The sequence below is a fragment of the Pedobacter sp. AK013 genome (assembly GCF_014205835.1).
GTDB lineage: Bacteria > Bacteroidota > Bacteroidia > Sphingobacteriales > Sphingobacteriaceae > Pedobacter.
In genome coordinates, this window is the sequence record NZ_JACHCQ010000016.1 from 73,749 (window position 1) to 86,321 (window position 12,573).

Sequence of the window (12,573 nt, forward strand, 5' to 3'; positions counted from 1 at the left end):
GCTATTGGTCATTCAAATTAGGAGAATACAAGCACTATCCCACCCATTTTTAAAATTAAACACACAAATATTAATCAATGATTCGTTTTTTATTTTTCCTGACAATTTTTTCCAATTTATGCATAAGATGCTTTGGGCAGAAAAATGACTTGCTCTGGTATAATACACCTGCAAAAAAATGGACTGAGGCTTTGCCCGTTGGAAATGGAATGTTGGGCGCCATGATTTACGGCGATCCCTCAAATGAATTGCTCCAGCTTAACGAGGCAACTTTATGGAGTGGCGGTCCGGTAAAAGCAAATGTAAACCCCAAAGCACCCGAATACCTGACGCGCACCCGGGAGTTGCTTTTAAAAAATGAGAATTACCAGGAGGCAAATACCGAGATCAGGAAAATGCAGGGCGTTTATTCTCAATCGTACCTGCCCTTGGCTGACCTTAAGTTGAAGCAAGATATTGGCCCCGGTCAGTTTGAAGGTTATGTAAGAGACCTGTCTATTGATGAAAGTCTGGCTTCTGTTAATTTCAAGGCAAACGGAGTGGCTTACAAACGTGAGGTTATAGCTACAGCTCCGGGTAAAGCTATTGTTATTCGCTTAAGTGCGGATAAGCCCGGCATGATCAGTTTTTTTGCTAGTGTAAGTAGTCAGCTTAAAGGGGCTATAACTGCAGATGGGAACAATGGGATTATTTTTAAAGGAAAAGCTCCATCGCAGGTTGATCCTAATTACGTGAACTATAACCCGAAGCCAATAAGCTATGACGATGCAGATTGCCGTGGTATGCGGGTAGCCATGCAGCTTAGAGCTGTTTTGAAAGGAGGGAGCGTTAAGTCAGATACTACTGGTGTAAAGGTTTCAAATGCCGACGAAGTATTGTTGTTTATTTGTGCTGCCACCAGTTTTAACGGTTTTGATAAGTGTCCCGTAAGCGAAGGTAAAGATGAGATAAAAATTTGCGGTAATAATCTTACGGCAGTGATTAAGCGCCCATGGAAGGAGCTGTATACTGAGCATGTAGCCGATTATTCGCGTTATTTTAACCGCGTTAAATTTAAGTTGGGTACAGCAACTGATCATTCGAATGCGAAGCTTCCAACCAATGAACGCCTTATAGAATTTAGTAAAGGTATAGCCGACCCGGCATTTGAAACACTTTTGTACCAATACGGAAGATACCTGCTGATCAGTTCTTCGCGACCTGGTGGGCCACCAGCTAATCTTCAGGGGATTTGGAATGCTTCCATGAGACCACCATGGAGCTCAAATTATACCATCAACATTAACACCCAAATGAACTATTGGCCTGCTGCCATCAGTAACTTGGAAGAAATGGAATACCCCTTGTTTGCATTCATCAACAATTTAGCTGTTACGGGTAAAGATACAGCGAAAGATTTTTATCACATGAAAGGCTGGGTTGCCCATCATAACAGCGATATCTGGGCTTTAAGTAACCCGGTAGGGAATTTAGGAAAAGGTGATCCTAAATGGGCAAACTGGTATATGGCCGCCCCTTGGCTAAGCCGCCATTTATATGAACATTATCGGTTTACCCAGGATAAAGACTTTTTGAAAAAGGCTTATCCGGTGATGAAAGGTGCAGCAGAATTTTTAGTAGATTATTTGGTAGAATATAAAAATGGATACCTGGTTACGGCGCCTTCTTTCTCGCCCGAAAACGAATATTACGACGATAAAGGGAAAAAAGCAAATACCTCTATCGCTACAACCATGGATATGTCGATCGTTCGCGACCATTTCCGCAATTGTATAGAAGCTTCCGAAGCATTAAAAATTGATAACGAATTCAGAAAGCTGCTCAAAGCAAAATTAGCGAAACTATACCCGCTTCACATCGGTAAGGAAGGTAATTTACAGGAGTGGTATAAAGATTGGAAAGATGTAGAACCGCATCACCGCCATGTAAGTCATCTTTATGGCTTACATCCCGGACGTGAAATATCTCCATTAATCAATGCTGATATCGCTGCAGCCAGTAAAAAAACACTGGAATTACGCGGAGATGAAGGAACCGGTTGGAGCCTTGCCTGGAAAATCAATTTCTGGGCCCGTTTACTTGATGGTGACCATGCTTATAAACTGGTTCGTGATTTAATGCGCGATTTAAGTGTCTCAAAAGGAGGTGGTTTATATCCGAACCTTTTTGATGCCCATCCTCCATTTCAAATCGATGGAAATTTTGGTGCAACATCCGGGATGACAGAAATGCTCCTGCAAAGCCAACTCGATGAGTTGCATCTTTTGCCGGCACTTCCAACATCATGGGCAAGTGGAAGCATATCAGGGCTAAAGGCCAGAGGTGCTTTTACAGTTGATATGGAATGGGATGCAGGTAAATTAAAGTCGGCATTAATTAAGTCCGGAAATGGCGGTAATTGTGTAATCAGAACCAGCAACCAGATTCAGGTAGAAGGAGTTAAAACCAAAGTTGTAAAATCTGCAAATGGATACCTCACAACGTTTTTAACCACTAAAGGAAAGGTTTATAAAATAAGAGGCTAAATATGGAAAAATCTGGTGAAAGTGTTAACAGTCAGGTAATCAATGGATAAAATTTTCACTTTGTAGGCTAAAATGTAATTTATAATCAATCCCTAAGCAACTTGAAATCTGTAACTTTTTCAATTCGTGTCTTTTATAACTTTATATAAAAGATATATATTCATAGGAATATTTTTTTCTCGGTTTAAAAGATTTACTGGCACAATCATCAGGAACAACTCCTCCTGACGATTGTGCCAGTCTGGACGAAAAAAACGTTAGGGAAAAAGTTTATATCAACGAAACGATGGTTGTCCTTTTTGATTGCGTAAACCAATTTGATTGACCCCACCTACGCTAATTTCATAAGCTATTGAAATTTTTCTGTAAGCCAGTAGCTAATTGGCCCAGATATGATGTGATTAATTTTTATATTTATAAATCATTAAAGAAAAATTAATTATCAACTTTTTCATACTTATAGATTTGTGTTCTTCCACTGGCATTATAAATGCTATCTTGTTGTATGTTTTTTCGGTGCGCTGTTAAAGTAACATAGCTGGTGCTTAAAAAGATAGCATCTTTATTTAAGGAGACATTTGGATCTTTGGAATTAAAAACTGCAGGACTTTCACTTTGAACCCGTGCTCTGTAAAGATCCCTCTTCCAACGGTAAGGTGTTATATCATCATCACCATTTTTTTTACAGCCCAATGTTATCACCAATAGCATTGCAACCAAAAAGATTTTTGCCATATTTTTTGCTTGAATATGAAGAAAAAACAAATTACACAAAATTTCGCAACAATTTTTAATAAGAATTAACTAGGGCCACTAAAAAATATTGGTAAAAAAGGAAACGCGGCGGGTGCGGTAGGATACGAACGGTTATAAGATGCTAGTAATGCCGAAATTTATAAAATGCGTATAACAAAGATAGAACGCTTAAAAGAATAATCATGTCAAGCGAGGGGCAGGGAAGAAATAACGAGAGATCATTATTGTCCCTGCGAATGATCAGAATGACCGAAAAAGAACCGCATGCCAACAAGTGTCGCTACTTTTAGCTTTTGTTAAGGAAAGGTGCAGGAATTGTTATTTTTTCTTGTTTTTGATACTCCACAATATCCAGTTTTTATTGGAGCAGACCGGCTGCAGCGAAATTCCTTTTGAACGTAATGTTTGTACCATATTGGTGTTCAGTAGTCCAAAGGAATCGTATTGGCTTTCTTTTTTGGTAGCCAATAGGTATGATACATGGTTTACTGGCTGAGCAAGTGCGGCCAAAAATCTATTTTCTCCTGGAGTCAGAAAAATTTTGGCTGATCCCGTTAATGCTATGATCTGGTAGGCATTGGCATCATCTGCAAGTATGCCATCATCGGCGCTGATCCTTTTGATATAGCTGGATAGTTTTTCATCATCGTCTCTCTCAAGCGGTTTTCGCATCATTATGGACACAAGTGCAGCCTGGTATTTTTTTTCTTCGGGCACTGGACTTGAATTCATTGTAAAGTAAGCGGTAACAAGCTGCAAAATGATAATCGAGAGATAAAAATGTTTACTGAACCTAAGTGTTCTGGTACTTTTTGCGTTTGCTATAACGGCCCAACAAAGGCATATAAAGGCCGCGTAAAAATGAATGGGGATATAAACACTGGGATATTTTATCTTTAAGAATTCCATAAAAAAGAAAAGGGAAAAAACCATAAAGATGTTGCGGTTGATGCTCTTGAAAATACCCAGGCAGAGCAGTAGCAGGGGCGCAAACATCAATATTCTTACCGTTACCAAAAAATGCACCTCAGGAAATATACGCTCCAATTTATTATCTGCTAAATTATTAAGGCTATCTGTCTGATCTGTAATTGCGCTATAATTTGCATAAGGACTGTTTAAATAATAATCTGCATCTCCGGTGTAGGTCTGGTTCAGCATCCTGAAAATCAATATCGCGGTTATCGGAAGAGCAAATATGATGAGGTATACAGCCAGGGTTTTATTGGCCAGTTTACGCCTTATCGATTCGGTATTGAATGCGATTGCGATCTTGTCCATTGGGTCGTTTTTTGCAACTGTCATAGATTGAAGGGCTACAAAAAAAATAATGGGAAGAATAAACAGCATTAGCCACGAAAACTTGAACGAACAGAAAATAAGCAGTGTGAAATAGATACTGGCTACCGAAATATGGTAAGATGTATTGGTGCGGAAATACCTGAAAATGCTCATTACAAAAAGATAGAAGAAGATGAGCACCATGTACGAACTTTTTCCCGATACGGCAAAAAAAATGAACGCAGGGTGCAACATAAAAGTAATGAGTATGCCCAAAAACAACCAGTTTCGGTACTGGTGCGCGCTGATCGAACTTGCAATAATGAAGAAAAGCGCTGAAGTGCCTAAGGCTGAGGCTAGAACCGGAGAAAACCGCATACCCAGAAAAGAGAAAAACCAAGAAAAAATGAAAGGCAACTGAGGAAAAGTAAGCCCGGCGAGCTTGATCTCATCCACATCGCCTTCGTGCAGAAGAGCAGATTTTTCGGTAAAAAAAAGCGCTTCATTACTATGCACGCCCCCTGAATAAAGCAGATAAGCGATATAAATATAATATCCGAACAATAAGAACGATATCAGGTATAGGGATTTATTGGATTTTGCGCTCATATGATCTCCGATTTGGTGTCCCTGTTCATCTGCACCTTGCTTAGGCCATGATCTGTTTTTTCCCAATAAAAAGGTTTGGTAATCAGTTGCCAAAGTCCTTTATAAGCAGCAATGGAGTGCATTAACCAGTAAAATGGGTTAAGAATAGAGAACAGGATGAGTTCATAATACCTCCGTTTGAAAACAGCGATCATGTTAACATAGATAATAAGTATGTTACCTATGGCCAGGTTAAATATCGAAATATAAAGTACCCAATCAGGAAATATGGTACGGATATCATCAAGATCGAAGATCAGGTAGCAGATAAAAAGCAGGAGCAGCAGCGGATAGATAAGGAAAGTAACAGGTGTTGCGCCGATAAAAAAATTAAAACCTAAAAAGCCTTTCCAACCTATTTTTTCTATCAGTTTTGAAGGGTTGCGCATATGCACTAGGTAAGTTTGCATATAACCTTTTATCCACCTGGAACGTTGCCTAATCCAGTTGAAAGGTTCGTTGTTGGCTTCCTCATAAGTTGTGGAATTTACTAGTGCAATCTTATAGCCTTTTGCAAAAGCCCTTATGCCAAGGTCGGCATCTTCGGTAACGTTAAAAGGGTCCCAACCGCCCAGTTCCATCAGGCTGGCAAACTTAAAGTGGTTACTGGTACCGCCTAATGGAACGGGAATATCAAGGGTGCTTAGGCCAGGTAGCATATAATCGAACCAGTACGAATATTCGAGGGTAAACATCCGTGTAAGAAAATTCTCATTCCTGTTAAAATAATTCAGTGCACACTGTATACAGATGTAGTTTTTGGGCAACTTGTTAAACATGACCACCACTTTTCTGAGCTGATCCTGGTCTGGTACATCTTCTGCATCATATATCGTAAGGTATTCCCCACGCGAAAAATACAGGCCATAGTTACAGGCTTTCGGCTTTGTTTTTGGCATGTGGAAAGGAATTACAACCACTTCGAAAATAGCCGGAAAATCAAGATCTCTTACTGCATTTAATGTTTTGTCGTCATCTTCTTCTATCAGGAGTTTAATATCAAGTTTTTCTCTGGGGTAATCCAACGACTGTAGGTTCCAGATCAGTTTTTTGATCAGCTTATCTTCTCTATAAACAGGTAACTGAATGGTAAAAACAGGCAGGTCTTTCGATTTTACCTTTTTTAGCTCTTTTTTGCTCACTGCCTGAAAAAGTTCGAGCTTTGAGCCGGTAAGGGCAAGAAACAGCTTAAAAGAAATGGCTACTAAAAAAAAACTGCTCATCAATATGTTGATGATTATAGTGGTGTTGATAAAACTGAGAAAGAGGGAAGCGGTAACCAGTGCAATAACTGAAAAGATAATAATAAGCTGGGTTTTGGTAAAGGTAACAAGTGCTGAACTTTCCGGATCCCTGTTGAGCAGTTCAAATACCGCTTTTTTAACGTACTTTTCGCCCAGTAGCTTATGTCCGAGCCAAAGGATATCCAGATCGGAGGTAAGTAGTACTTTTACGGGGCAGCCATATTTTTCCTCAAGCAAAAGAAGATCTGCTGTTGCAGTAGGATCAGCAACAGCAACAACCAGGTAACCATCTTCTATTCGCAACGGCAGGATCAGGTCGCGGTCAACCGTTTTCAGGTCCATCCACATCATTACCTCCAGGTCAGTTTCTTCTAACCGTACATCTTTAAAATCGTAGCCCTCTTCCAATAGGCATTTTTGGTAATCCTTTCGGCTAATATATCCAAAATTAAGCAGGATCTTCACCAGCGATAATCCGCTGGTTTCCCCAAATGAAGCAATCCGCACCACATCATCTTGCGTTATATAACCACGATCAGACAGTATTCCTATAATATAACGCTGTTGTTTTTTGCCCATTTTAAAAGCGTATAATCCCGGTAACGGTAACACCCTGACCAATGCCTGAGTTTCTATTGAATATATCGTGGAAAAGGCCTGCATATATCCAGTTTTCACCAGTAATGCGCTGTCCGAAGCTGATATTGGCTTTTATAAAGGTAAATTCAGTATTCGAAGCAGGATTTTCGGGATTAAACTGGTTAGATCTTAACGAACTGATGCCGTTTATCTCCCCCATAAGCTGATTGTTCTTGCCTAGATGTAATCCTGATGTTACAATGTAGCTCAGCTGCCCTACATTGCCGAATGTATTACCGAAATATTGCCTGTAACCAGCCTCTACATTAAAATAAGCTGCCTGAGTGCTCCCGCTAAAAAGTAGTTTAAGTTCCGAACCAAACTGGCCATAACCCGTGCTTGGATTGCCATTTTTGCCATACAGCGGAATTGCTGCCAGTGCTTGTGCCGAAAGAAAATACTTTTTTTGGTTAAATTCCAAAAGGTTGTATTTTAACCCTATTTCCATATCCGAAAGTGCCGTATTGCTGTTTCGCTGTATATTATCTTTAAACTGCGCAGAAGTTAACGGAAGTTTTGCCACCAGATCGAGGTGGTCGGTAATACCGTATTCCAGATAAAGCTGAAAAGTGAAAGAACTGTATTTTCCGCCATTGGCATAACTGTACTTCTGCCCGTTAAGGTCGCGGTATTGGTTGGCCACAAAATAACTTAAATAAGGAGCAAGTAGCGCTTTGCCCTTTCGCATCGGAAAACCACTTGCCACGGCATACTGTACCATGAAAAATGGGATAATTGTTGCGAAAATAAATTTTACAGCTTTGGTATTCATGGCGATATGTTATTGGGTTACAATTTTTTGTGATTTATTTACTTTTGAACGGACGTATAGATAAGCCAAGAAAATCAGAAACAGTGCGCCCGCAAGCAGAACCAATTTGTATTTGAGCCAAAACGTTTGCCAACGGCCATTGCCATCGCCCTGATAAACAATATTGTTGCTGTTTCTGTCGAGGTTGAATACCAAGTGACTGTTTTTGCTGTTGATCAGTATGTTTCCCGAAAGCAGGTTTAACTGTTCATTTAAATCCAGGATGCTGTTTTCTAAAAGCCCTGCGGCGGCATCATTTGGCTGCGCGGTAACCGAAAGCACCATGGGGTAATTCTGATCCTTGAATATCTGCGAAATTGCCGAAGCTTCTGGTGAGGAAAGTTTGTATATCACATTATCAGGCTGTTCTCCATAAATGGTAAAATCAGTTTTATACTGTAATGGCATCTCCTGAAAATTATTGAGCAATTGATCCTGCCTATCACTTATTAATATAATGTTGTGTCCTTTATACTTAGCCGCATTGTTGCTGAAATCTACAACGGGGCGGTATTTGATCTCATTACTGGGATGATCGTTCAATTGGTAGGTTAATTCACAAATTGCTCTTACAGCATAAGAAAGCATATTTTTTGCTACCAATATGGCCGTTTCCTGTTGAAAAACGTCTGGGTAACTGTAAAAACTGGCCTGCTTTTCTTCCAGGTCATCAGATACCTCTAGATAAGATTTTGAAGCATCAACCTGTCCGATAAAATGCCGAAAATTACCCTGACATACTCCATTAACCGGATAAAAAACAAATTCTGTTCTAAGTACATTGAATTTTTTGATCTGGTAGCGGTTAACTGTTGCGCTTACCTGCAATGTGCCAGATTCATTCAATTGTCTGCTTGTAAGTAGGATATCATTTAAATAAACATTAAAATAGCCCCTGTCTTTTTGTCCAATGCCGGAAAACCTGATTTCAAACTGGCAGTTTAGTGCTGCCGGAAGTGTGCTGAATGCCGATGTTTTAAATCGGTAATCATGATTTAAGCTTCCCGTACCCGTCATCAGATTGTTACTGTCTTCAAGATCTGAAAGATTAAGCCTGTTTCTTTTTTCGAATTTTTTATAACCTGCCCTGTCAACTTTTAGTATATCCTGAAAGCTACTTTCCAAAATTCCCGGGGTTAGCAGTGCATCAGCAGCTTTACTCATACCAGCAACGTCCGCTGCGGTTACAAATAGGATCTGCCTGAGCGATCCAGCCTTTGCGGTATCGGTTTCTTTGTTCAGATAGAGAATGCCCTGACCTTTTTTGGGGGCGATATTAAGTTTGGAACCAAATTTTGATTTAAGCTTGTGCGCCAGTCCGATAGCAATAAAATTATCAAGACCTTGTGGCATCTGCGAAATCGGGTAAAGGTCGATGCGGTCAGTCGTGCTCCTTAACAGTTTAGCATAGGTTAATGCAACTGTCTGCAGTTCGGAAGCCGAAATATTGTTGGGGTAAACAATTGCTTTTTTACTGAAAAGGGCATTGGAAAGATTTATGGCAGAAGGCCCATATTGCTTGTTTTTTGCCCAGTATATGGTAGAGCTTGGCAAAATGTTTAGCCATAACCCAGCATTTTTATCATCCTGGCATACATCATTGCCGATAATCAGTTGTGATCTGACGGTAATTTTTAAAAAATCAGAAGAACCCTTGCTGCTTTGGTGTATGGGCACTTTAAGTCTGTTGATACTATCTGTTTGAAAACTGCTGCTCAGGGTAGGTATATCATTAATCAGTATATGGATAAATGATTTTGCTGTGTTCAGTATCTTTGACGCCTGGAAATCGATGATAAGCGTACTTTTATCCATCTGTTGGTTGGGTAATACGCGGATGTAATAAATATACTGTCCTTCAATTCCCCTGATCACCTGGGATTGAAATCCGTAAGATTCGAACGATTTTTGTGCAAAACCTGCTAAGGTGCAAATAGACAGTGCGAAAAGGATCAATAGTTTTTTCATATGGGACAAAATTCGAAAATATTATAAGTTAAAAGCCAGTACATAACAGGTATGAGTCTGGTATTTGTGGTAAATGAGTTCGCCTTCCATTTTTTCGGCAAGCAGCTTGGCAATGTAAAAACCCGGGCCAAGGCCTTGTTGAAGGCTTTGTGCTGTTGGTACTGCAGACTCCCATTCATTTGCCACACGATCTGCTTCTATGCCGGGTGGTATGCAGTTGATGATAAGGTGAAGTTTGCTGTTACTTTCCTTCATCCGGCAATCGATAAAGTCGTTTTTGTCGCAGAACTTAAAACAATTTGCAAAAAGGTTAAAAAGGATCTGATCGGCATAAAGCTGATCAAGTTGAACCATCGGCCATTTTTTTTGCAGATCAATACTAAAGTTTATGTCGGGATACCCAAAACTGTTAATCATGCAATTGGCTACTGCCTGGGTACTGGCAAGAAGGTCGACTTTTTTTAGAGATAGTACAATATCACTTGATAGGTCTGAATGATCATTAGGGAAAAGTTCAGCAAGCTGTTCCAGCCTGATTATATTTTCGTTTATGGTTTCTATGTGATGCAAATTCTGGCGCTCGTGTCCAAAATCTCTCATGGCATTGGCCGATAAATTGATCGAACCGATAAAATTCAGGATATCCTCCCGCACAAAGGCCATAAAGCTATCCTGTTGCATTACCAAGTTGGTTAACCTGGAATTTGATATTTCAACCTGCTGGTTTTTATCTATCAGTTCTTCATGCAGCAGATTGAGCTTGGCCGTTGTATTTTTCACACGCAGATCGTTTAAAGTATTTTTTCTGATAATGCTGTACCTGGCCATCGGGATAAAACAGGAGAAAAAAAAAGTGATGATAAACAGTCCGGCCCCTTGGGTAATGTAGGTTTCTATGCTAACTGTGTTAAAGAGGTGGTAACCTACTGCCAGAAATATGAGCGCTAAGAAGAAATGACCGAATGAGTTTGCAGGATGCCAAAAAACGGCGAGGTTGAAAAGCATCGATAAACTCGCAAAAACCATAAAAAATACAGGTGCAATATCGAATGGTACGATATTGCAGATAATGGAAGCATTAATTGATATGAGGATAACAGTAGTATGCAATGCAAAATATGCAGGTTTTCCCAGCCTCATCGAAATGTCGTAAACGGCATATATGAGCACTACTATGATGATTTTGGTGAGAAAAAGTGCCTGATAGATAGGGTAGGCGTAAATATAGTCCAATATGCCAAGCAAGGGATATAAGAATATAACCGTCCAGATAATGATATTGGCGTAGTATGTCGATTTTTTTGTTAATTGCTTTTCGTATACAGCATCACTGACATAAATGGCGGCGGAGGTACCAGTTCTGGTTGGCATATTAATCGTAGCAGGGGATGATTTTTAAACATAACAAAAAAAAACAATTGAAACAAAAAAAATACATACTATTGCTTTTGATGGCTTTTTGGAAATTCGGCTATGCACAACGTAGTTTGTCTCACTTGCAGGCTGGCCAGCTGGGGCGTGGTATTAATGTATCCTGGCTTGAACAATACTGGAATCCCAAGGCATTGGACCTTGATAAATTAACTGATAGCGACTTTCGCTTGATTGGTAGTTTAGGCCTTAAAACTATCCGCTTGCCAATTGCTTTTCAGCAGTTCTATATCCAGGGCAGCGATATACAGAAAACTAAACTGCTTTCTGATATAGATGCGGTAATCAGAAAAGCGATCAAATACAGGATCAGGTTGGTGCTGGTAAATCATTATGGCAACCTCAGGGCAGATCATCTGCAGTACGATACACAACAACTTTTGGAACTTTGGACATTTCTTGAAAAACGTTACCGAAAAATTAGTTGCAACAGCCTTTATTTTGAATTGCTGAACGAACCGGTAATTAGTGATAAACAATGGCTCACGGTTGCTCAGAAGCTGGTAGCGCGTATAAGGAAGATGTCGCCCGATAGAACAATTATTTTGGGTGCATCAAATTATAACAGTATTTACGAACTGAGCAGGATAACCCCTTTACCGTTTAAAAATATCATATATACCTTTCATTTTTACGAACCCTTTTTATTTACCCACCAAGGGGCTGATTGGATTGGGAAACAGGTATCTACCACGGGCATCCCTTTTCCTTATCTTGAACATCAGATGCCCTCATTGGCCCCCTCTGCTAAGAGTACGGCTGGAGAGGCAAACTATAAAAATTATCAAAATGAGGGAAAGGCTGGGGCTGTACATGACAAATTGCTGATGATAAAGCAATGGTCGGACACCCACCATGTACCGATATTGTGCGGTGAGTATGGCGTATACCGGAAATTTGCATCCGAGCAGAGCATATGCAATTATTTAACCGTTGTTAAAAACGAACTCGATCGGCTGTCTATTCCCTGGATGATCTGGGAGTATGATGAAAACTTCTCCATTTTTCAAGGTAAACCGAGTATTAGCAGATTGAGCCCCTGTATGTTAGAGCTGTTCAGAAAGTAATGTTAAGTTATACTTAAAACTTAGTTTATAAGACAGCGAATTTGCTTTTTAGCGGTGGTACTAGTTGGCTTTTTTAAGACATTGAAAGCCCGTTTAAAAAGGAACTGGTTGTTGAAGAAAAGGATTGAGTTAATGTATCTGATTAATAGCGAGTTATATAAAATAAAAAACGAGACAAACAGCGTAAAAACTGATTTGTCTCG

The 12,573-nt window shown here is 39.8% G+C and carries 8 protein-coding genes; 2 read left to right on the forward strand and 6 right to left on the reverse strand.

Features of this window, described 5'->3' with window-relative positions:
- Nucleotides 1-149: 149 nt before the first annotated feature.
- Nucleotides 150-2,525 carry a glycoside hydrolase N-terminal domain-containing protein gene (locus HDC90_RS12450; protein ID WP_255497624.1) on the forward strand — a complete coding sequence of 792 codons (2,376 nt, stop codon included), beginning with the start codon at nucleotides 150-152 and terminating at the stop codon, nucleotides 2,523-2,525.
- Nucleotides 2,526-2,960: 435 nt separating this feature from the next.
- On the opposite strand, the gene HDC90_RS12455 is transcribed toward HDC90_RS12450, so the two are convergent.
- From HDC90_RS12455 to HDC90_RS12480, 6 genes are all read right to left on the reverse strand, one after another.
- A complete protein-coding gene (locus HDC90_RS12455; protein ID WP_184466817.1) occupies nucleotides 2,961-3,260 on the reverse strand; it encodes a hypothetical protein in 300 nt (99 codons plus the stop codon).
- A gap of 339 nt (nucleotides 3,261-3,599) precedes the next feature.
- Nucleotides 3,600-5,171: a hypothetical protein gene (locus HDC90_RS12460; RefSeq protein ID WP_184466818.1), complete on the reverse strand. Its 1,572-nt coding sequence runs from the start codon at nucleotides 5,169-5,171 to the stop codon at nucleotides 3,600-3,602.
- Entirely contained in the window at nucleotides 5,168-7,033 is a 1,866-nt protein-coding gene (locus HDC90_RS12465; RefSeq protein WP_184466819.1) for a glycosyltransferase family 2 protein, read from the reverse strand. Before HDC90_RS12465 ends, HDC90_RS12460 begins: the two co-directional genes overlap by 4 nt.
- A 1-nt stretch (nucleotide 7,034) precedes the next feature.
- Nucleotides 7,035-7,865 (reverse strand): hypothetical protein, encoded by an 831-nt coding sequence (locus HDC90_RS12470; protein ID WP_184466820.1) that lies wholly within the window; start codon nucleotides 7,863-7,865, stop codon nucleotides 7,035-7,037.
- A gap of 9 nt (nucleotides 7,866-7,874) precedes the next feature.
- Nucleotides 7,875-9,872 carry a cellulose biosynthesis cyclic di-GMP-binding regulatory protein BcsB gene (locus HDC90_RS12475; protein ID WP_184466821.1) on the reverse strand — a complete coding sequence of 666 codons (1,998 nt, stop codon included), beginning with the start codon at nucleotides 9,870-9,872 and terminating at the stop codon, nucleotides 7,875-7,877.
- 21 nt (nucleotides 9,873-9,893) lie between these two features.
- A complete protein-coding gene (locus tag HDC90_RS12480) occupies nucleotides 9,894-11,243 on the reverse strand; it encodes a HAMP domain-containing sensor histidine kinase (RefSeq protein WP_184466822.1) in 1,350 nt (449 codons plus the stop codon).
- Between the two features lie 47 nt (nucleotides 11,244-11,290).
- On the opposite strand from HDC90_RS12480, the gene HDC90_RS12485 reads away from it, so the two are divergent.
- Entirely contained in the window at nucleotides 11,291-12,370 is a 1,080-nt protein-coding gene (locus HDC90_RS12485; protein WP_184466823.1) for a glycoside hydrolase family 5 protein, read from the forward strand.
- The last annotated feature ends 203 nt before the right edge of the window (nucleotides 12,371-12,573 follow it).

Excerpts from the sequence above, each read along its gene's own strand:
- HDC90_RS12480 (WP_184466822.1), bottom strand. The coding sequence starts at position 11,243 with ATGCCAACCAGAACTGGTACCTCCGCCGCCATTTATGTCAGTGATGCT.
- HDC90_RS12475 (WP_184466821.1), bottom strand. The coding sequence starts at position 9,872 with ATGAAAAAACTATTGATCCTTTTCGCACTGTCTATTTGCACCTTAGCA.
- HDC90_RS12460 (WP_184466818.1), bottom strand. The coding sequence starts at position 5,171 with ATGAGCGCAAAATCCAATAAATCCCTATACCTGATATCGTTCTTATTG.
- HDC90_RS12465 (WP_184466819.1), bottom strand. The coding sequence starts at position 7,033 with ATGGGCAAAAAACAACAGCGTTATATTATAGGAATACTGTCTGATCGT.
- HDC90_RS12455 (WP_184466817.1), bottom strand. The coding sequence starts at position 3,260 with ATGGCAAAAATCTTTTTGGTTGCAATGCTATTGGTGATAACATTGGGC.
- HDC90_RS12470 (WP_184466820.1), bottom strand. The coding sequence starts at position 7,865 with ATGAATACCAAAGCTGTAAAATTTATTTTCGCAACAATTATCCCATTT.